Below are 25088 nucleotides of genomic sequence, written 5' to 3'. Positions count from 1 at the left end.
GGAGCAACTCGTGGCTCAACGCATCGCTCTCGTCACCGGCGCCGGCAGCGGCATCGGCCGCGCCGTCGCCCATGCCCTTGGCGCCAAGGGCTACGCCGTGGTTCTCGCCGGCCGCCGCGCCGCCGCGCTCGAGGAAACCGCTGCCAGCCTGCCCGATGCCCTTTGCGTACCGGCTGACGTCACGAAGGCCGATGACGTCGAACGCCTGTTCGCCGCCACGGTCGAGCGCTACGGCCGGCTCGACCTGCTGTTCAACAACGCCGGCACCAACGCTCCGCCCGCCCTGCTCGAGGATCTTCCCCTCGAGCACTGGCAGCAGGTGGTCGACGTCAACCTGACCGGCGCCTTCCTCTGCCTCCAGGCCGCCTTCCGGGTGATGAAGGCGCAGAGCCCGCGCGGCGGCCGGATCATCAACAACGGCTCGATCTCGGCGCATGCCCCGCGCCCCAACTCGGCCGCCTATACGGCCACCAAGCACGCGATCACCGGCCTCACCAAGGTCGCCTCGCTCGATGGCCGCAAGTACGACATCGCCTGCGGCCAGATCGACATCGGCAATGCCGCGACCGATATGGCCGCCGCCATGGTCAAGGGCGTGCCCCAGGCCGATGGCTCGATCGCGCCCGAACCGGTGATCGACGTCTCGCTGGTTGGCGACACGGTGGTCTACATGGGCAGCCTCCCGCTCGAGGCCAATGTCCAGTTCCTCACGGTGATGGCGACCAAGATGCCCTTCGTCGGGCGCGGCTGACCATGACGATGGCGGGGCTGATCGGCTGGCTGCTGACCCCGCTGAGCGGCGCGAGCGAACACCACGTTCCCGGCTGGATGGCGTGGCACGGCCGGACCATGGTGCTGGCCTGGGCGATCCTCGTCCCGCTCGGCATCATCGCCGCGCGCTACTACAAGATCACCCCGCGCCAGCCCTGGCCGCAGGTTCTGGATAACAAGGCATGGTGGCACGCGCACCGCGCCTGCCAGTTCGCCGCCATGGCGCTCGCCACGATCGGCTGGTGGCTCGCCATCCGCCACGCCCGCGGCGAAACCGCGCTGGCCGGGCTGCACGGCCTGATCGGCTGGGCCGTCATGATCCTCGGCTGGAGCCAGGTCGCCGCCGGCCTCCTGCGCGGCACCAAGGGCGGGCCGACCGATCCGCGCGCCGCCCCGCCGCACTGGCACGGCGATCATTATGACATGACCCGCCGCCGCATCCTGTTCGAGCGCGGGCACAAGGCCGCCGGCTACCTCGTCCTCGCGCTGACCCTCGTCGCCGTGCCGACCGGGCTGGTCGCGGCCGATGCGCCGCGCTGGATGGCCGTGGTCATCGCAATCTGGTGGGCCGCTCTGGCCGCACTGGCATGGCGCCTGCAACGCGCGGGGCGCTGCGTCGATACCTACCAGGCAATCTGGGGGGCAGGGGCGGACCTGCCCGGGAACAAGCGCCGGCCGATCGGCTGGGGCGTGGCACCGGGCTCGGTCTGGCCTCAAGAAAACTGAGAGAGGGCTGTAACACTCATGGTAACCCTGCTGATGATCGGCCTCGCCGGCATCGCGCTGCTGCTGGTGCTGGTGCTGGCGGTGAAGATGCAGCCCTTCGTGGCCCTGCTGCTGGCCAGTCTGTTCGTGGCGCTGGTCGCGGGCCTGCCGGTCAGCGAACTGACCAAGACGGTCGAGGAAGGGCTCGGCGGCTCGCTCGGCCACATCGCGCTGATCGTCTCGCTCGGCGCGATGATCGGCAAGATCATCGACGAATCCGGCGGGGCAGGGGCCCTGGCCCGCGCCATGCTCACCCGGTTCGGAGACAAGCGGGTGCCACTGGCCCTGACTATCGCCGGCTTCCTCGTCGGCATCCCGGTGTTCTTCGAGGTCGGCGTGATCATGCTGATGCCGCTCGCCTATGCCGTGGCGCGCCGGGGCAGCCCGCTGCTGCCCATCGCCCTGCCGATGTGCATCGCCATCCTGATCGTCCACGCCCTGCTCCCGCCCCATCCCGGCGCCGTGGCCATCGCCGGCCTGCTCGGCGCGGACCTCGGCCGGATGCTTGCCTTCGGCCTGCCGATCGCCGCCGCCACGGCCGTCGTCGCCCGCTTCGCCGCGAAGCTGCTCGCCCGCGGCGATTTTGCGATGAGCGAGGACATCCGCGAGCAGGTGATCGGCGAACACCACGTGCCCGCCCCGGCGAGCGAGGCGCAGGACCCGCCGCTTGGCACGGTCCTCGCGCTGATCCTCGCCCCGATCCTGATGATCCTCGCCAGCACGGCGGCAGGCCTCGCCTTGCCCAAGGGATCGCCCGCGCTTCCGGTCTTCCAGTTCTTCGGCATTCCCTTCGTTGCCCTGCTGACCGACGTCCTGCTCTGCGCCTGGCTGCTCGGCCTGCGTCGCGGCTGGACCCGGTCCCAGGTGGGCGAGGTGCTGGCCGCGGCCATCCCCGGCGTCTCGATCGTGATCATGATCACCGGCGGCGGCGCGATCTTCGCCAAGGTGCTCGTTGTGACCGGTATCGGCGGCGCCGTCGCCGATCTCCTGCGCTCCACCGGCCTGCCGATCTTCCTCCTCGCCTTCCTGCTGACCATGCTGATCCGCGCCGTGCAGGGCCCGACCACCGTGGCCCTGATGACCGTCGGCGGCATCCTCGCGGCCTATACCCATGATGCCGGGCTCGACGCCAATCACCTGGCCCTGCTGTGCCTCGCCATGGGCTGCGGCGGGATCGCCTTCTCCCACGTCAACGACGCGGGGTTCTGGATCGTCACCCGCCTGCTCGGGCTCAATGTGCGCGATGGCCTGCGTACCTGGACCGTCGTGTCCACCGTCGCGGGCCTTGCAGGCTTCTGTTTCACTGCCGCCCTGTGGCTGATTTTGTGATCGGTCACGCTCCGATCATTATCACCTTGGGCATATGATCCTCGGTTATAGGGTTCTGAGCAAGTCTCAATAGCAAGTGATAGTGCAAGAGCGCATCGTGCTAACAACTTGGGGGCAGGGGCGTTCGACATGCCCTGTTCTCCCGCAAGACCAAACCGCACAGCAATCAAGGCTGGCAGGGAGAGAAAAATGGGTGGGGTTTCAAGCAAGTTTGGCGTGCGCCTGTTGAACGGTGCGGCTACCAGCGCAATTCTAGCTTTCGCGATGACCGGTGCGGCGCAGGCCCAATCCGCGCCCGCCGAAGATACGGCCGACGAGGCCATCGTCGTCACCGGCACGCGCCTGATCACCAACGGCAACGACATGCCGACGCCCGTGACCATCGTCACCACCGAGAAGCTGCTGCAGACCAATCCGAGCTCGGTCACAGCGGCGCTGCAAACCCTGCCGGTGTTCCAGGGAATGCGCACACCCACTACCGCGCCCGGCAACAGCCGTCAGAACAACGCCGCGCGCGTCCTCAACCTGCGCAACCTCGGGCGCCTGCGCACGCTTTCCATGTTCGACGGGCACCGCCTCGCCCCCAGTTCGCCCGAAGCGGAAACCGACGTCACCTTCATTCCCTCGATGCTGGTCAAGCGGGTCGACGTGGTGACTGGCGGCGCTTCGGCCGTTTACGGGTCCGACGCGGTTTCGGGCGTGGTCAACTTCATCACCGACCGCGATTTCAACGGTCTCAAGCTCGATACCCACTATGGCATCTCGTCGCGCGGCGATGGCCCTGAATTCAAGGTCGGCATCGCAGGCGGCACGAAGTTCGCAGATGGCCGCGGTCATTTCGAGGCGAGCTACGAATACCTCAACTCGCCCGGCATCGCCGACAAGGCTTCGCGCGATTTCGGTGCCGCGCTCTACACGGTGCAGGGCTCGGGCACGGCTGCCGCGCCCTACATCTACGTCAGCAACACGCACCTCAACGGCACGACCTTTGGCGGCTACATCGTCAATACCAATGCCAACAACGGCAATCCGCTGAAGGACTACACGTTCACGGCCAACGGCGTGCTCGCCAAGTTCCAGCACGGCGCCTCGGTGGTCACGGGCACCTCGACCGTTACGGGCGTCGAGATCGGCGGCGACGGCGCCTATTACAACAAGACCATGCTGCAGGCGCAGGCTCGCTCGCACGTCGGCTATGCACGGCTTGACTATGACCTGACCGACAGCGTCCATTTCTACACCAACGCCAGCCTGTGGAAGACCCACAACCGCAACACCAACGTCAACAACGGCTTTTCCAACGTCGTAATGAGCTCGACCAACGCGTTCCTGCCGAAGGTCTATCAAGACCAGATGCTCGCCGCGAACATCAGCACGTTCACTTTCAGCCGCCTGTTCGACAACGTCACCCCGACCGATTCCGAAACGGATACCGACGGTCACATGGCGGTCCTCGGTTTCGAGGGGGACCTTGGCAGCTGGAAGTGGGATGCGTTCTATTCCAACAGCCGCAACAAGCAGCGCACCTGGGCCAATGCCAACGTCAACAACGCCCGGGCCTTCGCTGCGCTCGATGCGGTGGATGAAGGGCTGGCGAAGGGCGGCGCCGCCAACGGCAACATCGTCTGCAACGTGACGGTCACCAACCCCGGCCTGTTCCCGGGATGTGTGCCCCTCAACATCTTCGGACCCACGGCCAACACGGCCCAGGCGATGGCCTACATTCTCGACCGCACCGAATTTACCGCCACCACCTGGATGGACGAATTCGGCGGCTCCATCGCCGGCTCGCCGTTCGCCACCTGGGCCGGTCCGGTCCAGGTCGCGCTTTCCGGCGAATACCGCAACCTGCGCTACCAGCAGCTCAGCACGGCCGAACCGGTGGCCACCAATTGCACCGGCCTGCGTTTCGGCAACTGCAAGTCCACCACGCTGATCTATGCCGGCAACGTGCTCGCCAGTGGTCCGCAGGTCGGCCAGAAGGTGCATGAAGCCGCGCTCGAAGTGGAAGTGCCGCTGCTCAAGAATGTGCCCTTCGTACGCTCGCTCAGCATCAACGGCGCGGCGCGCTATACGAATTACAACACCTCGGGCGAGGTGGGCACGTGGAAAGTCGGGCTCAACTGGGAGATTACCGACAGCCTGAAGCTGCGCGCGACCCGTTCGCGTGAAATTCGCGCGCCCAACCTCAACGAACTGTTCGCGCCGCGGCTCGTGCAGGTGTCCGCCAGCACGCGCGATTCGCACACTACCGGGATCTCGACCGGACCGCTGATCACCGATCCCAATCCCAACCTGAAGCCCGAAGTGGCGCAGGTCTGGACCGGCGGCGTGGTGTGGAATCCGCCCTTTATTCGCGGTCTGAGCCTGACGCTGGACGCCTACAAGATCTCGATCAACAACGCGATCACCCAGATCCAGGGGCAGGACGTCAACACCCAGAAGCTGTGCGAAGACAGCGGCGGCACCTCGGAATTCTGCAGCCTGATCGTTCGTCCGGGCCCGTTCAGCGATACCAATCCGGCCACCAACCTGCCCACGGCATGGCTGTCGCAGCCGCGCAATGCCCTGAAGCTGGAAACCTGGGGCGCGGACTTCGAGGTGAACTACGCCACCCAGGTGGCCGGCGGCGATTTCTCGGTGCGGGGCCTCGTGTCCTACCAGCCGCACTACTACCTGACCCTGCCGGGCGGTTCGCGGCTCGATGCAGCGGGCGCGGGCATTGGTCCGTGCTGCCAGCTTGATGGTCTGTCGCGGTGGCGCGCCACGGCCTTCCTCGGTTACCGGAAGAACGGCATCTCGGTCGATATCCAGGAGCGCTTCCTTTCGGGCGTGCGCTGGGATCCGAACCCGCTGCTCGTTTTCAATGCGCCGAACCCGCCGGGCGTGGCCTATACCAACATCACGCTCGGTGCCGAAGCGGGCAAGCATCTGGAATTCTATCTCTCGGTGCAGAACCTGTTCGACCAGCAGCCCACGCCGTGGGGCCGCATCAGCCACAGCGCCCTGCCGGGCCTGATGGGCGGTTTCGTACCGGGGCAGGACGTTATTGGTCGCTACGTCACCGTTGGGGCGCGGATGAAGCTGTGACCGGATTGGGTGGAGTGAATACTGTATGAAGAGCATTTGCTCGAATTGGCTGCTGGGTGCGTCCGTCGTTTTGGCGATCGCCGCTCCAGCAGCCGCTCAGACCGTCGATTCCAAGGCGCAAGAGCGGAAGATCGTCGATCCAACCTTCGTCAACGACGCCTTCGTCGGTGACCAGATCCGCTATGAAAGTGTCAATCGTGGCGAGCCCGGCGGAGACAAGCTGGCCGAGGCGCGCCGCATCGCGGCCGCCGTCGTCGCGCAGGACCGGCCAAACCCGGCAAAGATCGTCGATGTAGGCTCGCACGCCGGTGAATTCCTCGAGGCCTTCCTCGAGCAGTTCCCGAGCAGCAACGCCCAGTGGACTGAACCGGTCGAGGACAACCACGCCAATGCGATCCGCCGGTTCGCGCGGTTCCGCAACAAGATCGACTATGTCATCGGCTGCCCCAACCGCGATCTCAGCCTCGGTTGCGTGCCGAAGGGGACCGATGTCCTGATCACCTCGTGGCTGACCATCCACCAGAACCTGCCGGGCATCCGCAAGTTCTACAAGGAGGCCGCCGCCATCCTGCCCTCGGGCGGATGGGTCGCCAACATCGATCACGTCGCCGTGCGCAGCGGCAACTGGACCAGCGTGCTGGGCGGTGCGCGCAAGACACTCAAGAGCGAGGCGATCGCCGCCCAGCAGGAGGGGCCCGGGGTCCACCATCTCGACTATGTCCTGCCGACGCTCGAAGACCAGCTCGCCGCCTTGCGCGCAGCCGGTTTCACTGACCCGCAGGTGGTCTGGCGGCGGCTCGACACTGTCCTGATCGTGGCGCGCAAGCCCTGAGCGGCCTGCGCGGCGCTTCCTCACCCCTTGCAATGTGGTTGTAGTATCGATGCGTTTGCCCAAACTCACATCCGACGATTATTCCCCCCGCCAGCGCGAAATCGCTGACCGGATCGGCGGCGCGCGGGGCGGGCAGGTGCGCGGGCCCTTCGTCTGTATGCTCCACAGCCCGGAAGTTTGCGATAAAGTTGAAGCACTTGCGAGCCAGATGCGGTTCAAGTCCTCGCTCCCCGAACGCCTGCGCGAATTCAGCCTGCTGATCGCCGCGCGCTTCTGGGACGCGCAGGATTCGTGGAACGCCCATCTGGGCAAGGCCCACGCCGCCGGCCTCCCCGAAGCCGTGACCCAAGCCCTCGCCGAGCGCCGCGAGCCCCCGTTCGAGGCTGAAGACGAGGCCGTTTTCTACCGCTTCTGCAAGGAGTTGCTGGAAACTCACCTCGTCAGCGACGAGACCTATGCCAAGGCCCAGGCCCTGTTCGGCGACGAAGGCATGGTCGATGCCGTCGCCTGCCTCGGTACCTTCTCGATGCTCGCCATGGTGCTCAACACCTTCCAGGTCGATCTCGATCCGGCCAAGCGCCCCTTCGCCGACATGCAGGACTATACCCGCACGGCCCCGCGCGCGCCGCTCGGCTGAACTAACTGAAAAACATGACAAAAGGCGCCGCTACGACCCATCGTAGCGGCGCCTTCCCGTTTGCCCGATCGCTGGTCAGGCCGGCGTTTCGTAAGTGAAGTCGGTCTCGGTCCCGGCCAGGGTGCGGGTCGGGGCGGTCAGGATATCGGTGATAGTGAACGGGCGGCGGAACTGGGTCACGATCATCGGGAAGTGCCGCACGCCGCGTGGGATCACGATGCAGCGCGGCTCGTCGAACACGAAGACCTGCTCGCTCTCGCCTTCGCCAAGGTGAAACTCCACCGTGGCGCCAAGGTCGCGCGGGTTCTCCGGGTCGGTCCCGGTGAAGATCATCAGGTTGTCGGCATTGTGATGATACTTCGGATAGGGCCCGCCCTTGTGTCCGTCCGGCCCGACGTGGATGATCTTCTCCGCGCCTGCCGGGGTGCCCGGCATCATCGTGTGCTCACCGGTGACCAGCCAGGATTCGATCCAGTGCTCGGCCGCCGGAAAGTGGTCCTGCCCATACATCCACACCGCGCCCTTGCCGGGCTCGGGCGGCTGCGGGTCCTTGAGGAACATGGTAACGCAGTTGGCCGAAAGGTCGGCAGCGGCGGCTTCGCTCACTTCGGATTCTCCGCGAAGAACTTCTTGTACTCGTCCATGTCGTCGCCGATCACTTCCTTGATCTTGGCATCGTTACCCACATAGTCCCACGCCTGCACGATGTCGGCGGCTTCCTTGGACGGCTGGGTGAAAACGCAGAACATGGTCAGCATCCGGCGGAACTGGGTGATGTAGATCGGGCCGTGGCGCACGCCCTTGGGCACGAAGATCGCGCGCGGCTCGTCGAAGTGGAAGATCTCCAGATCCTCACCCTCGCCAAGGTGAAACTCGATGTGCGCGCCGAGGTCTTTCATGTTGTCGGGGTCCGAGCCCGAGAAGATCATCAGCTTGTCGGCGTTCATGTTGTACTTGGGGTAAGGGCCGCCCTTGTGCCCGTCGCGCATGGTGTAGATGCGCTTCTGCACCTCCTCGGGAAATCCGCTCATCATCATGTAGTTGCCGGTGATCGGCATGATCTCGGTCAGGATCGGGGTCGGCTCGAAATAGTCCTGACCCTTGAATTCCTGCCCGAAGATGTAGGTGCCGGCGCGGCCCGGGCGGCGCGGGTTGTCTTCGCGCAGCAGCATTTCCACGCAGTTTTCTTGGTACTTGCCCATGGTTCTGGTCTCCTGAAATTCTGAAATTATGCGCCCAGTCAGGCGCCGAAAGCGGCCGTCACACCGGCCGCCGCGATCTCGCCGTCGGCATGGGCCGCGCCGCTCACGCCGACCCCGCCGATGCATTCGCCATCGACGATGATCGGCACGCCGCCCTGCACGGTCACCACGTTCTCGACGCCGCCGGCCAGCGTGATCGCCAGCAGATGGTGATCCGAGCCGACATTCCCCGCCTTGCTCTTGGGGCCCGACGGCACGCCGGTGAAGGCCGAGGTGCGCGCCTTGCGCTCGGCAATCTGGACGGTCTGGATTTCCGCCCCGTCGGAGCGCGCGATGGCAACGATATGGCCGCCGGCATCGACGACGGCCACGCTCAGCTCGCGGCCGCGCGCCTTGCCGTCAGCCAGGGCGGCGGCGATGATCGCCTGGGCGCCGTCGAGTGTGATGTGGCGCTGGGTCCTGGTGTACATTGGGGAATTCTCCGGTTGTATCTGCTGCGGTCAGGCCGCGGTGGCGGCCGTTTCGGCCGGAATGAAATCGATCCGCCGGCGATAGACGATCGTGACGATGGCGGCGATGATCAGCGGCACCAGCATGATCTGCCACATCGCGGCATAGCCGAAATGCTGGACCAGCGCGCCGCCCAGAACACCGCCGATAAGGTTGCCGATGTCCTGCCCGAGATAGGCGGTGCAACTCGCCGCGCCGCGCCGTTCGGCCGGGACCAGCCGCAGGCAGATCGCCATCAGCGTCGGCTGGCAGCCGGCATAGCCGAAGGCGGCCAGCGCGGCACCGAGCAGGAAGCCGTTCAGCTCGTGCGACCAGCTGATGGTCAGGAAGGCGGCGGCGAGGAAGAACATCGAGGCGAAGAGGACCCGGCTGGATCCGATCCGGTCGGCGAGGGTGCCGATGGTCGGCCGGCTGATGACGAGGACCAGCGCGAGCACGGTGAAGAACAGGCCGATCTGGTCCTTGAGCACCCCGCGCGACTGGGCGAAGAGAACGAGGAAAGTATTCACCTGGCTCCAGATCATCGCCTCGATCAGCAGGATGAAGGTCGGCGCCAGTACGGCGGCGGAAAAGATGCTGCCCGGCCGGAAGGTGAAGGGCCGCCGCTCGCGCGGACGCTCCAACGGAACCGCGAGGGTGAACAGGATTGTCACCGCCACTACGGCCGAGACCACGACGAAGGTCAGGTTGAAGCCGAGCCGGTTCGAAATCCACAGGCCCACGGCCGGGGCCGAGGCCTGAACCACCACGGTGCTCAGCGTGTAATAGCCCATCCCGGTGCCCATCTTGTCGGCCGGCAGGTTGTCGGACACGATCACGAAGCAGACCGTCGGCAGAAAGGCGAGCGCGGTTCCCGAAAACAGCCGCGAGGCGACGAGGAACGGTACGCTAGTGGCGAACGCATCGCACAGGCAGGCCGCGAGCAGCACCGAAAGCGCGAAGAGCAGGACCTTCTTGCGGTCGAAGGCATCGATCGCGGGCGAGGAAACCAGCTTGAAGGCCATCGCCGTCACGGCAAAAGTGCTGGAAACGAGCCCGATCACGGTCGGCGCCGCGCCGAACGAGGCGGCGAACGGCGCGGTCAGCGTGTTCATCGAATAGACTGCGTACTGGGCCAGCGTGTTGATCACGAACATCGCCGCGAAGCGCGCATTGAGAATGCGCGTTGGTGCGTGGGGATTGGTGGCGATGCCGGGACTGTGCATAGCGCAAAACTCTCCGCGACCTCTTGTTTTATGGGGTCGGGCGCCGCCGGGTGGAGGCGCCCGCCGTAAGACCCCCGGCAGCCGGTCGCGCGCTGCCGGGAGCCGGGGTCAGGCCCGGGCCTCGGCCAAAGGGGTCACGTAGAATTCGGTTTCGAGCGGGCTGTCCTCGACCAGTTCGACCTTGTAGCCATCGGGGTCCTGGATGAAGGCGATCGCGCGGGTGCCGCTGCCCATCGGGCCGGCCGGGCGGATCACGTTGCCGCCGCTTGCCGCGATGCTGGCGGCCGCGTCATAGACGTTGGCCACGCCAATCGCGATATGGCCATAGGCCGTGCCGATCTCGTAGCTCTCGACGCCCCAGTTGTAGGTCAGCTCGATCACCGTGCCTTCCTCCATCGTGTCGTAGCCGACGAAGGCGATGGTGAACTTGCCGTCCGGAAACTCGCGCTTCCACAGCAGCTTCATGCCCATGACCTGGGTGTAGAAATCGATCGACCGCTGGAGATCGCCAACCCGCAGCATGGTGTGCATCATTCTCATCGCTCTTGCTCCTTCACGCGGCGCCCGGTCGGGGCGCGGCCAATTCACTTGCGGACGGGCGCCGTCCGATCACCAGCACGATGCAGGCCGCCAGCGCGGTCAGCGCGATGCAGGGCAGCAGGCCGCTCACCACCGGGAGTCCAAGGGCCGCCGTGAAGGCCGGCAGGGCGACCGGGCCGATGGCCATCCCGCTTTCCGCCATCGTGCGGTAGATCCCCATGAGCTGCCCCATTCGCCGCGGCTCGGCCCCGGTCAGGGCCAGGGCGGCGGCGGCCGGGATCATCACCCCCGTTGCCAGCAGGATCAAGGCCGTCGCGAGCCATAGCACCGCGCGGCTCGGGACAGTCAGCAGCAGCACCATCGCCGCGACCGAAAGCACCGCCGCCACGGCATAGGTCGGACGGGCGCCGTAACCGTCGATCAGCTTGCCGAGGAACGGCGTGACGGCGAGATTGGCGAGGGTGCCGAGCCCGATGATCCAGCCCAGTTCGCCGTTCGAAAGTTGCAGCGGCCCGCGCGCCTCGACCGGAACGAGGTTCCACGCGATGCCGAAGCGTGTGGCGAAGGCGGCGAAGCCGGCCAGCCCGCCAAGGACCAGCGTGGTCTTCCACACCGATGCGGCAGGGGCCCCGCCGGGGCCTCCTTGCGGCTTGCCCTGACCGGGCTTGCCGGTCCCGCCCGGCATGGCGCGCACCGCCAGCATGGCGAGCAGGGCAATCCCCACCTGCAGCAGGAACGGCAGGTGCGGGTCGAACCGGTCCACCACCTGGCCGCCGATCACCGGTCCGGTTGCGAAGCCGAGCAGGAGCGAGGACTGGAACCAGGCCATGGCCCGGCCGCGCGCGGCGGGTCCGGCCTTGAGCACCAGCGCAGTCATGGCGGCGGTCGAGAACAACGAGGAGGCCGCGCCCTGGATCGCCATCACCGCCAGCAGCACCACGTAGTGCGCGCTGAAATAGCCGAGGGCCGAATTTGCCGCGAGCAGGAGCAGGCCGACGTTGGCCGCGCGGGCAATGCCGATCCGGTCGAGCGCAAGGCCCGAAGGCGCGTTGAACAGCAGCCGCGAGAAGCCATAGGCGCCGATCAGGCTGCCCGCGGCCAGCGCCGGATCCGGCGCGCCGCGCGCCAGCTCGGGCAGGGCCGGGACCAGCATGCCGACCCCGACCATCGAGAGGAACGTCGCCCCCGCGATCGGAATGGCCGCGGCGCGGAAGCTGTCAGGCGCTGGGCCGTCGGGGGTGCCGTCAGGGGCGGGGGCGGTCATGCCGGGATTACCTTTGCGTCGTCCGCGGCCGCCCGGACCAGCCGGTTGCGCAGTGGTAGGTTGAAGCAATCGGCTTCGATCTCGAACTCGTCGCCTTCCTGCGTGGCGATCCCGTCGGCGAACGACAGGGTGGCCGTGCCGAAGAAGTGGACGTGAATGTCGCCCGGGCGGCGGAACACCGCATATTTGAAGTGGTGCCGCTCGAGGTTGTCGATGCTGTGCGACATGTTGTCCTCGCCGGTCAGGAACGGCTTTTCCCAGATCGGCGCGCCATGGCGAAGCACACGGCTGGTGCCGGTGACGTTGGCGGGGAGGTCGCCCAGCAGCAATTCGGCGCCCAGCGCGGCCGGGCGCAGCTTGGAATGGGCCAGCCACAGATAGTTGTGGCGCTCGATCACATGGTCGGAAAACTCGTTGCCCAGCGCAAAGCCAAGCCGGCGAGGCACGCCGTGGGGGTCGATCATGTAGACCCCGGCGATTTCCGGCTCCTCGCTGCCGTCCTTGGCGAAAGCGGGCATCTCCAGCGGATCGCGCGGGCCGACGAGGCAGGCCCCGTTGCCCTTGTAGAACCACTCCGGCTGGACCCCGCGGTCGCCGCCGAGCTTGCCGCCCTCGACCCCCATCAGGAACATCCGCAGCGAATCGGTCTGCTTCTCGCCCGCGGCGGCGGCGTGCATCCTGTCGCGCCCCTCGGCCGAGCCGAGGTGAGTCAGCCCCGTGCCGGCAACGAGGAGATGGGCCGGATCGGGGTGCGAAATCGCCGGAAGCAGCCGGACCTGGCTCAGGTCGACCGCCGCGCCCGCCTCGCGCAGTGCAAGTTCACGCAGGGCGACGCCTTCGTCGAACGCGTGAAGCGCAAGGATGCGCGTCGTCGCAAATCGCTCGATCCGCCGGGCCGGTCCTTCGCCCTCGCGCGCGGCCAGGGCCGGTTTCCCGGCGCCATCGGCATACTGGATGAGGCGGACCGCGCCCGTCATGCGATGCAGAAGTCGTCGAGGTGCTCGTCCGACAGGGTCAGCCCCAGCCCCGGCACGTCCTCGTCAAGATCGAGCCAGCCGCCCTCGGCCTTCGGATCGCCGTTGAAGATGTAGTAGAACAGCTCGTTGCCCACCTCGACGTCATGCTTGGGGAAATATTCCGCCATCGGGCTGGCGAGGCTCGACATGGTGAGATGGTAATTGTGCATCTGGCCGGCATGCGGGATGACCGGCACGCCATAGACTTCGGCGAGGGCATTGATCTTGCGCGCGGCGGTGATCCCGCCGACGCGGTTGGTGTCGTACTGGATGACCGCGACGGCCTCCTTGTCGAGCAACTGGCGGAAGCCGTAGGAGGTAAACTCGTGCTCGCCGCCCGAGATCGGGATCGAGGTCATCCGGCTCAGCGCGGCATAGCCGTCGATATCGTCGGCGATCACCGGTTCTTCCAGCCAGCGCGGCTCGAACTGCTCAAGCTTGGGCAGCATGCGGCGGGCATAGTCGAGATCCCAGCCCATGTAGCATTCCAGCATGAGGTCGCGGTCATAGCCGATCACCTCGCGCACGGCTTCCACCCGCTTGAGGTTCTCGCGCATCCCGGCCGGGCCGTCGGCCGGGCCATAGCCGAAGCGCATCTTCATCGCGTCGAAGCCCTCGTCGACGTAGCGCTGGGCCTCGGCCTGCATCTCGTCGATCGGGCCGGCATAGAGCTTGCTGGCATAGCAGCGGATCTTGTCCTTGACCCGGCCGCCCAGCAGCTTGAACACCGGCTTGTTCACGGCCTTGCCCATCAGGTCCCAGATCGCGAGGTCGACCGCGCTGATCGCGGCCATGCCAACGCCCTTGCGGCCCCAGGCATGAGTGCTGCGATACATTCGCTGCCACAGGAATTCATAATCGAACGGATCGTGCCCGATCACCAGCGGGGCGAGGTAGCGCTCCACGATCTGCTTGGCGACGGAAGGGGCGAGGGCGACATTGCCCAGGCCGATCAGGCCCTCGTCCGTCTCGACCTCGACCACGGTCCACGAATGGAACCGGAACGAGTTCATCCGGTCGCCCGACGTGCGCAATACGTCGACCGCGTTGGTGCAGAAGTGCGGCTGCGGCTGAACGGTGTGTCCGCGCCATTCATACACGCGGGCGCGGACGTCGGTGATCTTCATTGTGGGCATCCATGCTTTGGCGGCGCGGCTGGTCCGCGCCGGTGTTCATCCCCCGATCCCTGCGGGACCAATCTTGTCTGAGCGAGGTGATTGCCGCAGTGTGACCCCAAGTGCTATTGAACGCTTCTCAGTTATCTATAGATGCAGGTTATCACTCCCGGCATGATCCCGACCCTCCCCGCCCTGCGCAACCGCTTGCGGATGCGCCACCTCCAGTTGCTCGAGGCATTGGCCGAACATGGCTCGCTGCGCGCCGCGGCCGACGCCATCCGGGTGACCCAGCCGGCCGCGACCAAGGCCCTGCAACAGATGGAAGGCCTGCTCGGCGGGCCGATGTTCGTGCGCCATCCGCGCGGGCTGACCCCGACCGTGCTGGGCGAGGCGCTGACCCGCTATGCCACCACCGTCCTGGCCGACATGGCCTCGCTGCAGTCGGAACTGGCGGCCATGGCCGAATGCATGGTCGGCCGGGTGCGGATCGGGGCGATCATGGCCGGCGCGCCCGGGCTGCTGACCCGCGCCCTGGTCGAGATGAACCGCGCCTATCCCGGGGTGCAGATGTCGGTGCGGGTCGATACCAGCGACATCCTCGTCCAGGCCCTGCTGGCCGGGCAGATCGACCTGATGATCGGACGCGTGCCGGAAGGCTGGTCGACCGAACACCTGACGGTTGACCTCATGGCAGACGAGCCGCTGTCGGTCCTGGTCCGGCCCGGCCACCCGGTCGTCGGCTCGAAGCACCTCGCCGGCGACCTGATCCGGCAGACCTGGGTGATCCAGCCGGAGCCGAGCCCCCTGCGCGAACAGGTCAACGAGACCTTCCGCCAGTGGGGGCAGCGGCCGCAGTCGATCATCGAGACCTCCTCGATCCTCACCAGCATCTCGCTGATCCGTGCCTCGGACATGGTGTCGATCCTGCCTGAGGTGACGGCCCGCGATTTCGAGGAAATGGGCGCGATCACGATCCTGCCGCTCAGCCTCGACGCGCGCCTGCCGCCTTACGGCCTGATTACCCGGACCAACCGGGAATGCACCCCGGCGATGAGCCGGGTGATCGAGACGCTGCACGGCGCGGCGCACGGCATGGCGGCCTGAGCAGGCACGGGGGATCAGGACATGCAGGATAATGCGATCAAGGCCGCGTCGCGGCGCGAACCGGTCATCGTCGTCATGGGGGTTTCGGGCTGCGGCAAGTCGACCATCGGCCGCGCCGTGGCCGAGCGTCTGGGGCGGCCCTTCCTTGAGGGGGATGAGTTTCACCCCGAGCGCAACGTGGCCCTTATGCGCGCAGGGACCGCCTTGACCGACGCCGACCGCTGGCCATGGCTAGACATCCTCGGCGATGCGCTGGCCGGGGCAGGGGGATGGGCGGTCTGCTCATGCTCGGCCCTGCGCCGGGCTTACCGCGATCATCTCGCGGCGCGGATCGGCAGGCCGCTGCTCTTCCTCCACGCCCATGCGGACCGCGACGTTCTCCTTGCGCGCATGCAGGCCCGGCCGGGCCATTTCATGCCGGCCTCGCTGCTCGACAGTCAGTTGGCGACCCTCGAAATGCCCGGCGAGGACGAATGGTGCCTCACGCTTCCGGCCGACAAGCCGGTCGAAGTGCTGGTGGCGCGGGCGATCGACTTCGTGACCACGGCGGGGGCGCGGCCGGAACCGCGCTGAGCTGTCGGCAAGCTCTGCCCGGATCAGAAGGGTTCGTTGAGGCGGGACAGCGCGCCTTCGAGCAGCGCCTTGTGCGCCTCGGGGTCGCCGTGCTCGAGCTGGAGCCGGCCGATCCCCACGCTGCTCTCGATCACGTCGCGGCAGCGATCGAAGCGCCGCTCCTGATAGGCATGGAGCCCTTCCGCCACGGTACCGGCCCGGCCCAGTTCCTCGGCCAGCACGATGCCGCTCTCCACCGCCATGCCCGCGCCGGAGGCAAGGTGAGGGGTGGTGGCGTGGACCGCGTCGCCAAGCAGCACGATCCGCCCGTTGTACCACGGCCTTGGCTGAAGGGCGGCGGCGAGCGGGCGGTAGTTGATCCAGTCGTCCCGGGTCATGTTGTCGCGGATCCACCCCGCGTTCCCGCCGAAATCGGCGAGCAGTTCCTTCAGGCGCTGGAACAGTTCCTCGTCCGTGAAATGGGCGTCCCGCTTTTCATGCGGGGTCAGCATCCACATGTAGACGCTGTCCGGCGCGCACTGGGTAATGCCTGCCGGGTTGGCGTGGCCGAGATAGAATTCCCCGGCTTCCAGCGTCGGCGGCTTGCGGATGGAAATGCGCCAGCACCCCTGTCCCGTGGGGACCGCCGGGGCCATGTGCGGGAAGGCGATCTCGCGCACGGTGGAATAGACGCTGTCCGCCCCGACCACCAGGTCATAGCGGCCCGAGGTCCCGTCCGAGAACGTGACGTCCACCCCCTCCGCACGGTTTTCCAGGGCTGTGACGGTAAGGCCGAGACGAACCGGAATGGCCAGCTCCCTGACCCGCGCCTGCATGATCCGGTGCAGCACGGGCCGCATTATGCCGCCGGTCGCGGGAAGGCCCGCTTCGATCACCGGCTCCTCGAGATCGGCGATGTGGGTGCCGTCATAGCGGAACAGGCGGGTGCGATTGGTGATCGCGCCCTCCGCCTTGATCTGCTCCAGCAGCCCCAGCCGCCGGTAGGCGCGCAGGGTCGGGCCGGTGATCGTGATCCCCGCGCCATAGACCCGCCACTCGGGGTCGAGGTCGATCAGCTCGACCCTGACTCCACGGGCCGCGAGGCTGATCGCCGCCGCCATGCCGCCGATGCCGCCGCCGACCACAAGCGCGGCCGCGATGCTCTCTATCCTATCCCCAGACATGGCGTCTCGATGGTCGGGCGGGCCGCAAGAGGCAAATCCGAAGCTTGGATAGAGACCTATCCATACAATCGGAGGGAGTTTTGCCCGGCGCTCCACTATTAGCCGCTCGCAGCGAGCAAATACGAAAAACGCCTTGGGAGGGGTCTTATGCGCAATCTTCTCGTTTCAACTTCGGTTCTTGCCATCTTGGCCTCGGTTCAGCCGGTATTCGCACAGGAGCAGACCGAAACGCTCGGGGCGGCCGAGATCATCGTGACCGCGCAGAAGCGCACCGAACGCCTTCAGGAGATCCCGGTGGCCGCGGCCGTCCTTGGCGGCAACACCATCGAACAGGCCCACGTCACCGACCTCTCGGATATCAACCGCGTGGTTCCCTCGGTGGAAATCAAGGGCACCTTCAACGGCCGCGTGCCCTATGGCATCCGCGGCATCTCGACCAACGCCAACGAGGGCGCCATCGGCCTGACCTCGGGCGTGTCGATCCAGGTCGATGGGGTGCCGGTCCCGGCGGACAGCTTTGCCGCCAATACGATCACCGACGTGGCCCAGCTCGAAGTGCTCAAGGGGCCGCAGGCCACCCTCGGCGGGCGCACCGCCTCGGCCGGCGTAATCAACTTCGTCACCAACGGGCCGTCGAGCACCTTCAAGGGCGGCTTCAGCGCCTCCGCGACCGATGATGGCGAGGTTCGCGGCGAGGGCTATGTCGCCGGGCCGCTGTCGGAAGGCGTCAGCTTCAGCCTTTCGGCCTATGACACCCACACCCCGTTCCCGGTCTACAACATCACCCGGGGTGAAAAGAGCGCGGCCAACAGCTGGGGCATTCGCGGCAAGCTCAAGTTCGAGCTGACCGACCGCTTCAGCGTCGGCCTGATGGGCCACTATGCCCTGTCGCGCTCGCACGGCGAGAACTTCGTGCCGGTCTATTTCACGCCCGGCGCATCGGTCTTCCCCTTCATCCCCTACACCTTCGACACGAACGGCGTGCCGACCGCCTACGGCATCCCGCAGTCGGTCGCCTTCCCGGGCTATACCATCGGCTACGGCAACGGCACCTATGCCTCCCCGGTCGAGATGCGCTCGCGCTACGAGGATCTCGATGGCTCGGTCACCCTCAACTACGAGGCGGACGGCCTGACCTTCAATTCGGTCACCTCGTTGTTCCAGGAGAAGCAGTACCAGTCGCAGGACGTGTTCGAGACCAACGTCTATTTCTTCGACGTGCTGACCGGCGGCCACGCACCGCATTTCGGAAACTTCCAGGAAGCCAGCGGAAAGGTCCGTCAGTTCACGCAGGAGCTCAAGGTCTCCTCCGATGCGGCCAGGCCGATCAACTTCATCGCGGGCCTGTTCTATTCCAACATGATCGTCGACCAGACCGGCCTGCGCGCCTGGGTCGCCAATCCAACCTCCAAGCGCAATATCTCCTCGACGCAGAACTACGCCGCCTATGCCCGCGTGACCGCGCGCCTGACCGATGCGGCGCGGGTCGTGGCGGGCCTGCGTTACAACCATGACAAGATCGGCTGGAACGTCTCGCAATACCTCAATCCGGCGGCGGGCCAGTATCAGGGCTGCGGCGCGGCGGCGTCCTGCCAGTGGATATTGTCGGACAGCAGCGACGTCCTCGTCGGCGATATCGCCCTGCAATACGACCTGTCGCGCGGGGTGATGGGCTATGCCTCCTACACCCGCGGCTACAAGCCGAAGGCGTTCAACACGGTCCACGATTTCGCCTCGGCCCAGTCGGCCCCGGTCGCGGCCGACGTTCCGTTCACCAAGGCCACGGCGCAGGAGCATATCGACAGCTTCGAGGTCGGGCTCAAGTCGAGCCTGCTCGGCGGCCACATGACCTTCAACCTCGCCGCCTTCTACACCAAGTACAACGGCTATCAGGCCCAGCTGTTCGACAATTCGGCGGTGATCGGCGTGCTGGTCCTGGCCAATGCCGGGGCGCGGACGGCTGGTGTCGAGGCCGACGTCAACTATGTCCAGGGCAACACCCGCTTCGGGCTGTCGGCGGCCTACATCGATGCGAAGTTCACCAGCTTCAAGGGCGCCACCTGCTGGCCGGACCAGACCACGGCGCAGGGCTGCGTGGGCGGCGCGCAGGATCTCAGCGGCAAGCCGCTGCCCGCTTCGCCCAAGTTCAAGTTCAACGCCAATGTCACGCAGACCGTGCCGCTTTCGGCCTTCAACGTGGTGCTCGGCGGCAACCTTGCCTATCGCACCGATACCCTGCTGCAGGCGGACCAGAACCCACGGACCCGGCAGCCGGCCTTCGCCCTGCTCGATCTCAGCCTCGGCTTCCAGACCAAGGACGAGAAGGCGACGCTGACCCTGTTCGTGAACAACGTCACTAATCACTTCTACTACACTAATATGGAAGACTTTTTCTCTGGTGCAACCGGCACGGCGGCGGTGCCGAGCGGGGTGGTCAGCCCCGGCAACTACGTGATCGGCCAGCCCGCCCGCGATGCCCGTCGCTATTTCGGCGGCCGGGTCAGCTACAAGTTCTGACGCGGGAGGAGCGGGTGTCATCGATGCGGGTAGTCGTAACCGGGGCGGGCGGGTTCGTCGGTCGGCAGATCGTCGAGCGCCTTCTCGCGCGGGGCGATCAGGTCACCGCGATGGACATGGCGGCGGGGGGCATCCCCTCCGCCGCCAGGGCCGTTGCGGGCGACCTTGCCGACAGCGCGGTGCGCGCGGCAGCGCTCGAAGGCGGCTGCGACGCGGTGATCCACCTGGCCACCGTGCCGGGCGGCGCGGCCGAGGCGGACCCGGCCGCGTCCCGGCGGATCAACGTCGATGCCGGCTATGACCTGATCCTCGAGGCGGCGATGGCCGGGAACCGGCCGCGCTTCGTCTATGCCAGTTCGATCGCGGTGTTCGGCGATCCGCTGCCGGATCACGTCGACGATGCCACGCCGCTTTCGCCCAGAATGATCTACGGCGGCCACAAGGCCATGCTGGAACATGCGGTGGCGCTGTTCTCCAATCGCGGCGCGATCGAGGGGGTCACCGTGCGCCTGCCCGGCATCCTTGCCCGGCCCAAGGGGCCGTCCGGCATGAAATCCGCTTTCATGAGCGACCTGTTCCACGCGCTGAAGGCGGGCGAGCCCTTCACCTGCCCGGTCTCGGCGGCGGGAACGATCTGGGCGCAGTCGGTCGCGCGCTGCGCCGACAATTTCATTCACGCCCTGTCGCTCGACGTCGCCCTGCTGCCGCCCACGCGCGCAGTCACCCTTCCGGCGCTGCGCCTGACGATGGGCGATCTGGCCGAAGAAATCGCCCACCAGTGCCGCGCGGCACCGGGCCTCGTCTCTTACGTCCCCGACGCCGCGCTGGAGGCGGCCTTTGCCGCCCAGCCGCCGCTGGCCACCCCGGCCGCCGAACGTGCCGGTTTTGCGCACGACGGGAATCTTGCTAACCTCGTCTCGTCAGCCCTCTCCACGATCTGAGAGAAGGCGGCAGGGAGATGGCAATGCGCTTCGGCCGACTGGACCTTAACCTGCTGGTGGCGCTCGACGCGCTGCTTACCGAAAAGAGCGTGAGCCTTGCGGCTGACCGCCTCTGCCTGTCGCAGTCCGCCACTTCCAGCGCGCTGGGCCGCCTGCGGGACTACTTCGGCGATGACCTGCTGGTGGTGAAGGGGCGCCAGATGATCCTCACCCCCCGCGCGGAAGAACTGATCGAGCCGGTGCGCGCGGTGCTGGAGCAGATCCGCACCACGGTCGCCGTCGCTCCGCCGTTCGATCCCTCCACGGCCGACCGCCAGGTGCGGATCATGGCGTCCGACTATTCCACGCAGGTCCTGCTGGCCGAGGCCATTGCCCAGATCGAGCGGGAAGCGCCGCACATGCGCTTCGAGATTCAGCCGATGAACGACCTTCCGGTCGAGGCGCTGGAGCGCGGCTACATCGACCTGCTGCTGACCATCAACTTTGCCGTGTCGACCGATCACCCCAGCCAGGTCCTGTTCGAGGACGATTACGTGGTCGTGGGCTGGGAGGGCAATCCTGCCATGCAGCAGCCGATGACGCGCGAAGCCTATTTCGAGCTCGGCCACGTCACCGCCCGGTTCGGCAAGGCGCGGGTGCCGGCCTTCGAGGACTGGTTCGTGCGCCGCCAGAAGCAGCAGCGCCGGATAGAGGTCGTGGCGCCCACCTTCCTGTCGCTGCCGGGGCTGGTGGTAAACACCCACCGGATCGCCACCATGCACCGCCGCATGGCCGAAATGGTGATCCAGAACACCCCTCTGGTCATGCGCGAAACGCCGTTCGACATTCCGCCCATTCACGAAACCATCCAGTGGCACATCACCAACAACAACGACAACGCGCTGCGTTGGGTGGTGGAAAAGCTCGCGCTGGTCGCCTCCAGTCAGGGCAAGGAGGCGGCCGACGACCGCGTGGTCCCGCTGGCGCGCGGCGCCGGCGTTCAGGACGAGACGCTGGAAATCGAATACCGGATGAATCCGCCGCGCTGAGGGTCAGTCCCCGGCGCCGGCCGCATCCCATGCGGCGCGGTGCGCCTCGATTTCTCCGCCGCGCGTTTTGATCCACTCGATCAGGTCGCGCGCCCGGTCGTGCAGCGCCAGCCCGAGCGGGGTGAGCGCATAGCTCACCTTGGGCGGCACGTCCGCTGTCACCCGGCGGCTGATGAACCCGTCGCGCTCCAGCGCCCGCAGCTTCAGCGTCAGCACCCGCTGCGAGATCGCCTGCTCGGCCGAAATCCGGGCCAGAACCCGGCGCAATTCGGCATGGCGCCATTCACTTGTGGCCAGCACCAGCAGGATCAGCGTGGTCCACCTGTCGCCAAGCAGGGCCATGACCGAGCGGATCGGCGTGTCGCGGCCCCTGCCGCTGGAGGCCATTTCCGCATCGAGCGCCTCGATCCCGGCGAGGGCCGCCGCATCCGGTTTCGCCTGCTGTGTCATCACCCCCGCCGGGCACAAAAAAGTGCCTTCTTCCGCCGTGTTCGCAGCACTCTTATGCCCTGCCGCCAAGAGATCAACACGGGAGAGCACGATGATGCCGGATGCAACCCGGATGGACGGGAAGGTCGCCATCGTTACCGGCGGCGCGGGCGGGATCGGCGCAGCAACGGCCCGGCTGCTCACGGCGCGCGGGGCGCGGGTCGTGGTAGCCGATGTCGCCGCCGGAGCGGCCGAGGCGCTGGCCGGCGAACTGCCCGGCGCGCTGCCCATCGCCATGGACCTTGAAGACGAGGCCTCGGTCGAGGCCATGGTGGCACAGACCGTGCGGCACTTCGGGCGGCTCGACGTGCTGCACAACAATGCCGCACTGCTCGGCCCCGAGATCGCGCGGGCCGATGGCGACGTCGAGCATATGGCGACAGCGCTCTGGGACCGGACCTTTGCCGTCAACGTGCGCGGCACGATGATCGCCTGCCGCGCCGCCCTGCCGCACCTGCGCGAGACGCGCGGCAACGTGGTCAACACGGTCAGCAACCTCGCCCTGCAAGGGCACCTGATCCAGGCGGCCTATTCTTCGTCCAAGGCGGCGATCATTCAGCTCACCCGCGCCATCGCCGCCAGCCACGGCAAGGCCGGGGTGCGCTGCAACGCGGTCGCTCCCGGCATGACCATGACCCCGGCCCTGCGCGAGGCGTTCCCGCCAGCGCTCCGGCAGGTGGTGGAGGACGAGACCCTGCGCGACCGCCTCGGCGCGCCGGAGGACATCGCCGAGGCAGTGGCCTTCCTCGCTTCGGATGCCGCGCGCAACATCACCGGGCAGGTGCTGGTCTGCGACGGCGGCTGCGCCGCCCACGTGCCGGGGATCGCGGGTTTCCGCGCCTTCTTTTCGGGAGAGCAGGCATGAGCCAGTACGATATCGTGGTGATGGGCGCAGGCCATAACGGCCTCGTCGCCGCCGCCTACATGGCCAAGGCGGGCAAGAAGGTGCTGGTCCTCGAACGCAAACCCCATTTCGGCGGCGGCGTCTCCACCCGCGAACTGATCCAGCCCGGCTACTGGCACGACGAGCACTCCAACGTGCACATCATGATCCAGGGCAACCCCATGCTGCGTGAGGATGAGCTGGGCCTGCTCTCGAAGTTCGGGCTCGAATACATCTACCCCGAACTGCCCCATGCCTCGATCTGGGAAGACGGCACGATCGTCCGCTCATGGAAGGACCTCGACCGGACCTGCGAGGAAATCGCCAGCTTCTCCCCCCGCGATGCCGAGGCCTACCGCAAGTTCGCGCGGGCCAGCATGGCGGCGATCCCGATGTTCATGTCCGGGCTCTATGCGCCGCCCTTCCCGATGGGCGCCTTCGTGGCGATGATGGACCAGTCGGACGAGGGCCGCTTCCTGCTCGACGTGATGCTGCGTTCGGCGCTCGACGTGGTGAACCAGTATTTCGAGAGCGACCTGCTGCGCCTCCACATCGTCCGCATGGTCACCGAAAACCTGCAGATGCCCGATGAACTCGGCACCGGCATGGGCGCCTTCCTGATGCCGGGCATCATTCATACGTATGGCTGCTCGATGCCGAAGGGGGGATCGGGGCAACTGTCGAAGGCGCTGGTCCGCGCGATCGAGCACTTCGGCGGGGAGGTGCGCTGCAATGCCGAAGTCCGGCGCGTGCTGGTCTCCTCGGGCAAGGCGGTCGGCCTCGAACTGGCGGACGGGGAGAGCTTCATGGCCAGGGACGGCGTGATCGGCGCGATCCATCCCCATGTCCTGCGCAAGTTCGTTGCCGAAACGCCCGAGCCCGTGCTGGAACGGGCCGAGCGCGTGACCCAGTCCACCTTCTCGATCAACCTCACCCATCTCACCCTCAAGGAGCGGCTGCGGCTCAAGGTCGGCAACGAGGCCAATGCCATGATGACCGAGCTGATGGATTTCTACACCATGCGCGACATGCTGCTGGAGTATGACAAGCTCCGCCGCGGCGAAGTCAGCGAGCGTCTGATCGCGGGGGGCGACAACACGATCTTCGATCCCAGCCGCGCGCCCGAAGGGGCAGGGGTGTTCTACGGCGTCAACTTCGCGCCTTACGATCTCTGGCCCGGCGGCCCGGCCTCGTGGGACGAGCGCAAGGAAGAAATCGCCGACCGCGCGCTCGCCCAATACCGCAAGTTCTACGCGAACCTGACCGACGACAACATCACCGGCCGCCTGATCCGCTCGCCGATCGACCATGAGCGCGACAGCCCTGCCTCTTTCCTCAAGGGCGACATCCACGGCTGCGCCCCGTTCTTCTACCAGTCGGTCGCGCACCGCCCCACGCCGGATCTCGGCTCGCTCCGGGTGCCGGGTGTCGAAGGCCTCTATCTCGTCGGCCCCTTCATGCATCCCGGCGGCGGCGTGTTCGGTGCCGGCCGGGCCACGGCGATCCAGATGATGGACGACATGGGGATCGACTACGACAAGGTCTGCGGGAGGGCCGTGGCATGAACGATACGAAAAAGGCCCCGGTGGCCCGGATTCTCGACGCCAACGACAAGGAACTGATGGCGATCCGCAAGCTGGAACGCGACGGCGACGCCCTGGTGATCCGCGGCAAGATTTTCGGCGCCATGCCCATGGTCGCCAAACTCACCCCCGCCGAGGCGCGCGCCGCGCTGAAACTGATCGACTTCAGGACCTTCCTGTTCCTGCTGACGCTCCTGTTCCGCAAGGGCTGAAGGGGCCCAAGCCGTCACGCCAGCGAAGGCTGGCATCGGTGAGATCGTGGTTGTCCGTTCCCGGTCCAGCCACAAATCCCCGCTCAGCCTGAGCTTGTCGAAGGCCGCGCACCAAGGTCTGCCCTTTCCTACACGGCCCGAACCTGCGACCATCCGCCGGTTCCTTGAAATCGTCAGCCCCCGCGTTCGCGTTGGATAAGTGTCACCCATGCACTTCCATACAACCCATTGAAATAACAGGATCGAATACAGGATTCAGGGTGACACTCGTGTCACCATATCCAGCGCCTCGCTGCGCGGGCAACGATTCTATCCA

The 25088-nt window shown here is 66.6% G+C and carries 24 protein-coding genes; 14 read left to right on the top strand and 10 right to left on the bottom strand.

All coding sequences use genetic code 11. The annotated features are described in order from the left end of the window. Window positions 1-10: 10 nt before the first annotated feature. From H7F51_RS05340 to H7F51_RS05315, 6 genes are all read left to right on the top strand, one after another. Window positions 11-751, top strand: coding sequence for an SDR family oxidoreductase (locus H7F51_RS05340; protein ID WP_343061216.1), 741 nt, complete (start codon window positions 11-13; stop codon window positions 749-751). A 2-nt stretch (window positions 752-753) separates the two neighbouring features. Next, the gene (locus tag H7F51_RS05335) at window positions 754-1497 is read left to right on the top strand and encodes a cytochrome b561 domain-containing protein (protein WP_221774005.1); all 744 of its coding nucleotides are present in this window, start codon (window positions 754-756) and stop codon (window positions 1495-1497) included. A gap of 18 nt (window positions 1498-1515) precedes the next feature. Continuing rightward, a complete protein-coding gene (locus H7F51_RS05330; protein WP_185663183.1) occupies window positions 1516-2865 on the top strand; it encodes a GntT/GntP/DsdX family permease in 1350 nt (449 codons plus the stop codon). A gap of 189 nt (window positions 2866-3054) precedes the next feature. Next, a complete protein-coding gene (locus tag H7F51_RS05325) occupies window positions 3055-5955 on the top strand; it encodes a TonB-dependent receptor plug domain-containing protein (protein WP_185663182.1) in 2901 nt (966 codons plus the stop codon). Between the two features lie 25 nt (window positions 5956-5980). Next, the gene (locus H7F51_RS05320; protein WP_185663181.1) at window positions 5981-6787 is read left to right on the top strand and encodes a class I SAM-dependent methyltransferase; all 807 of its coding nucleotides are present in this window, start codon (window positions 5981-5983) and stop codon (window positions 6785-6787) included. A 208-nt stretch (window positions 6788-6995) separates the two neighbouring features. Beyond that, window positions 6996-7424: a carboxymuconolactone decarboxylase family protein gene (locus H7F51_RS05315; RefSeq protein WP_221774004.1), complete on the top strand. Its 429-nt coding sequence runs from the start codon at window positions 6996-6998 to the stop codon at window positions 7422-7424. Between the two features lie 75 nt (window positions 7425-7499). On the opposite strand, the gene H7F51_RS05310 is transcribed toward H7F51_RS05315, so the two are convergent. The 8 genes from H7F51_RS05310 to H7F51_RS05275 form a co-directional block, all read right to left on the bottom strand. Further along, window positions 7500-8030, bottom strand: a complete 531-nt coding sequence (locus H7F51_RS05310) for a hypothetical protein (protein ID WP_185663179.1) — start codon at window positions 8028-8030, stop codon at window positions 7500-7502. Next, window positions 8027-8626, bottom strand: coding sequence for a hypothetical protein (locus H7F51_RS05305; protein ID WP_185663178.1), 600 nt, complete (start codon window positions 8624-8626; stop codon window positions 8027-8029). The genes H7F51_RS05310 and H7F51_RS05305 overlap by 4 nt, the downstream gene beginning before the upstream one ends. A gap of 38 nt (window positions 8627-8664) precedes the next feature. Further along, window positions 8665-9096, bottom strand: coding sequence for a GlcG/HbpS family heme-binding protein (locus tag H7F51_RS05300; RefSeq protein ID WP_185663177.1), 432 nt, complete (start codon window positions 9094-9096; stop codon window positions 8665-8667). A 30-nt stretch (window positions 9097-9126) separates the two neighbouring features. Next, a complete protein-coding gene (locus tag H7F51_RS05295) occupies window positions 9127-10341 on the bottom strand; it encodes an MFS transporter (protein ID WP_185663176.1) in 1215 nt (404 codons plus the stop codon). Window positions 10342-10449: 108 nt separating this feature from the next. Continuing rightward, on the bottom strand, window positions 10450-10881 hold the full coding sequence (gene gloA, locus H7F51_RS05290; RefSeq protein ID WP_185663175.1) for a lactoylglutathione lyase: 432 nt from the start codon (window positions 10879-10881) through the stop codon (window positions 10450-10452). 13 nt (window positions 10882-10894) lie between these two features. Continuing rightward, the gene (locus tag H7F51_RS05285) at window positions 10895-12145 is read right to left on the bottom strand and encodes an MFS transporter (protein ID WP_185663174.1); all 1251 of its coding nucleotides are present in this window, start codon (window positions 12143-12145) and stop codon (window positions 10895-10897) included. Beyond that, window positions 12142-13122, bottom strand: coding sequence for an AraD1 family protein (gene araD1 / locus H7F51_RS05280; protein WP_185663173.1), 981 nt, complete (start codon window positions 13120-13122; stop codon window positions 12142-12144). The genes H7F51_RS05285 and araD1 overlap by 4 nt, the downstream gene beginning before the upstream one ends. Beyond that, window positions 13119-14288 (bottom strand): L-rhamnonate dehydratase, encoded by a 1170-nt coding sequence (locus H7F51_RS05275; protein ID WP_185663172.1) that lies wholly within the window; start codon window positions 14286-14288, stop codon window positions 13119-13121. The genes araD1 and H7F51_RS05275 overlap by 4 nt, the downstream gene beginning before the upstream one ends. Window positions 14289-14429: 141 nt before the next feature. Here H7F51_RS05275 and H7F51_RS05270 point away from each other — a divergent pair, with 141 nt between their 5' ends. Both H7F51_RS05270 and H7F51_RS05265 read left to right on the top strand, forming a co-directional pair. Continuing rightward, complete coding sequence (locus H7F51_RS05270; protein ID WP_185663171.1) at window positions 14430-15383, top strand: LysR family transcriptional regulator; 954 nt, start codon at window positions 14430-14432, stop codon at window positions 15381-15383. Between the two features lie 21 nt (window positions 15384-15404). Further along, complete coding sequence (locus tag H7F51_RS05265; protein ID WP_246447826.1) at window positions 15405-15956, top strand: gluconokinase; 552 nt, start codon at window positions 15405-15407, stop codon at window positions 15954-15956. Window positions 15957-15979: 23 nt separating this feature from the next. Here H7F51_RS05265 and H7F51_RS05260 read toward each other — a convergent pair whose 3' ends face one another. Beyond that, window positions 15980-17119: an FAD-dependent monooxygenase gene (locus tag H7F51_RS05260; protein ID WP_185663170.1), complete on the bottom strand. Its 1140-nt coding sequence runs from the start codon at window positions 17117-17119 to the stop codon at window positions 15980-15982. 147 nt (window positions 17120-17266) lie between these two features. On the opposite strand from H7F51_RS05260, the gene H7F51_RS05255 reads away from it, so the two are divergent. Genes H7F51_RS05255 through H7F51_RS05245 form a run of 3 tightly spaced genes read left to right on the top strand, consistent with a single transcriptional unit; the run spans window position 17267 to window position 21605 of the window. Beyond that, the gene (locus H7F51_RS05255) at window positions 17267-19636 is read left to right on the top strand and encodes a TonB-dependent receptor (RefSeq protein WP_185663169.1); all 2370 of its coding nucleotides are present in this window, start codon (window positions 17267-17269) and stop codon (window positions 19634-19636) included. A 23-nt stretch (window positions 19637-19659) separates the two neighbouring features. Then, a complete protein-coding gene (locus H7F51_RS05250) occupies window positions 19660-20577 on the top strand; it encodes an NAD-dependent epimerase/dehydratase family protein (RefSeq protein WP_185663168.1) in 918 nt (305 codons plus the stop codon). 23 nt (window positions 20578-20600) lie between these two features. Next, complete coding sequence (locus H7F51_RS05245; RefSeq protein WP_185663167.1) at window positions 20601-21605, top strand: LysR family transcriptional regulator; 1005 nt, start codon at window positions 20601-20603, stop codon at window positions 21603-21605. Between the two features lie 3 nt (window positions 21606-21608). On the opposite strand, the gene H7F51_RS05240 is transcribed toward H7F51_RS05245, so the two are convergent. Continuing rightward, on the bottom strand, window positions 21609-22055 hold the full coding sequence (locus H7F51_RS05240) for a winged helix-turn-helix transcriptional regulator (RefSeq protein ID WP_221774003.1): 447 nt from the start codon (window positions 22053-22055) through the stop codon (window positions 21609-21611). A 91-nt stretch (window positions 22056-22146) separates the two neighbouring features. On the opposite strand from H7F51_RS05240, the gene H7F51_RS05235 reads away from it, so the two are divergent. From H7F51_RS05235 to H7F51_RS05225, 3 genes are read left to right on the top strand one after another with little or no spacing between them, the layout of a single operon-like run. Continuing rightward, on the top strand, window positions 22147-22959 hold the full coding sequence (locus H7F51_RS05235; RefSeq protein ID WP_185663166.1) for an SDR family NAD(P)-dependent oxidoreductase: 813 nt from the start codon (window positions 22147-22149) through the stop codon (window positions 22957-22959). Further along, window positions 22956-24542, top strand: a complete 1587-nt coding sequence (locus H7F51_RS05230) for a phytoene desaturase family protein (protein ID WP_185663165.1) — start codon at window positions 22956-22958, stop codon at window positions 24540-24542. The genes H7F51_RS05235 and H7F51_RS05230 overlap by 4 nt, the downstream gene beginning before the upstream one ends. After that, a complete protein-coding gene (locus H7F51_RS05225) occupies window positions 24539-24772 on the top strand; it encodes a hypothetical protein (protein WP_185663164.1) in 234 nt (77 codons plus the stop codon). The genes H7F51_RS05230 and H7F51_RS05225 overlap by 4 nt, the downstream gene beginning before the upstream one ends. The last annotated feature ends 316 nt before the right edge of the window (window positions 24773-25088 follow it).

Source organism: Novosphingobium flavum, from assembly GCF_014230315.1.
Taxonomy (GTDB): domain Bacteria; phylum Pseudomonadota; class Alphaproteobacteria; order Sphingomonadales; family Sphingomonadaceae; genus Novosphingobium; species Novosphingobium flavum.
This window is presented reverse-complemented; position numbering and strand designations above follow the sequence as displayed.

Bases quoted from the DNA above. Each gene is read 5' to 3' on its own strand.
- H7F51_RS05315 (WP_221774004.1), top strand. From the start codon at position 6,996: ATGCGGTTCAAGTCCTCGCTCCCCGAACGCCTGCGCGAATTCAGCCTG.
- H7F51_RS05235 (WP_185663166.1), top strand. From the start codon at position 22,147: ATGATGCCGGATGCAACCCGGATGGACGGGAAGGTCGCCATCGTTACC.
- H7F51_RS05325 (WP_185663182.1), top strand. From the start codon at position 3,055: ATGGGTGGGGTTTCAAGCAAGTTTGGCGTGCGCCTGTTGAACGGTGCG.
- H7F51_RS05335 (WP_221774005.1), top strand. From the start codon at position 754: ATGACGATGGCGGGGCTGATCGGCTGGCTGCTGACCCCGCTGAGCGGC.
- H7F51_RS05250 (WP_185663168.1), top strand. From the start codon at position 19,660: ATGCGGGTAGTCGTAACCGGGGCGGGCGGGTTCGTCGGTCGGCAGATC.
- H7F51_RS05275 (WP_185663172.1), bottom strand. From the start codon at position 14,288: ATGAAGATCACCGACGTCCGCGCCCGCGTGTATGAATGGCGCGGACAC.
- H7F51_RS05260 (WP_185663170.1), bottom strand. From the start codon at position 17,119: ATGTCTGGGGATAGGATAGAGAGCATCGCGGCCGCGCTTGTGGTCGGC.
- araD1 (WP_185663173.1), bottom strand. From the start codon at position 13,122: ATGACGGGCGCGGTCCGCCTCATCCAGTATGCCGATGGCGCCGGGAAA.
- H7F51_RS05225 (WP_185663164.1), top strand. From the start codon at position 24,539: ATGAACGATACGAAAAAGGCCCCGGTGGCCCGGATTCTCGACGCCAAC.
- H7F51_RS05320 (WP_185663181.1), top strand. From the start codon at position 5,981: ATGAAGAGCATTTGCTCGAATTGGCTGCTGGGTGCGTCCGTCGTTTTG.
- H7F51_RS05270 (WP_185663171.1), top strand. From the start codon at position 14,430: ATGCAGGTTATCACTCCCGGCATGATCCCGACCCTCCCCGCCCTGCGC.
- H7F51_RS05300 (WP_185663177.1), bottom strand. From the start codon at position 9,096: ATGTACACCAGGACCCAGCGCCACATCACACTCGACGGCGCCCAGGCG.
- H7F51_RS05330 (WP_185663183.1), top strand. From the start codon at position 1,516: ATGGTAACCCTGCTGATGATCGGCCTCGCCGGCATCGCGCTGCTGCTG.
- H7F51_RS05285 (WP_185663174.1), bottom strand. From the start codon at position 12,145: ATGACCGCCCCCGCCCCTGACGGCACCCCCGACGGCCCAGCGCCTGAC.
- gloA (WP_185663175.1), bottom strand. From the start codon at position 10,881: ATGAGAATGATGCACACCATGCTGCGGGTTGGCGATCTCCAGCGGTCG.
- H7F51_RS05265 (WP_246447826.1), top strand. From the start codon at position 15,405: ATGCAGGATAATGCGATCAAGGCCGCGTCGCGGCGCGAACCGGTCATC.
- H7F51_RS05295 (WP_185663176.1), bottom strand. From the start codon at position 10,341: ATGCACAGTCCCGGCATCGCCACCAATCCCCACGCACCAACGCGCATT.
- H7F51_RS05230 (WP_185663165.1), top strand. From the start codon at position 22,956: ATGAGCCAGTACGATATCGTGGTGATGGGCGCAGGCCATAACGGCCTC.
- H7F51_RS05305 (WP_185663178.1), bottom strand. From the start codon at position 8,626: ATGGGCAAGTACCAAGAAAACTGCGTGGAAATGCTGCTGCGCGAAGAC.
- H7F51_RS05240 (WP_221774003.1), bottom strand. From the start codon at position 22,055: ATGACACAGCAGGCGAAACCGGATGCGGCGGCCCTCGCCGGGATCGAG.
- H7F51_RS05255 (WP_185663169.1), top strand. From the start codon at position 17,267: ATGCGCAATCTTCTCGTTTCAACTTCGGTTCTTGCCATCTTGGCCTCG.
- H7F51_RS05245 (WP_185663167.1), top strand. From the start codon at position 20,601: ATGCGCTTCGGCCGACTGGACCTTAACCTGCTGGTGGCGCTCGACGCG.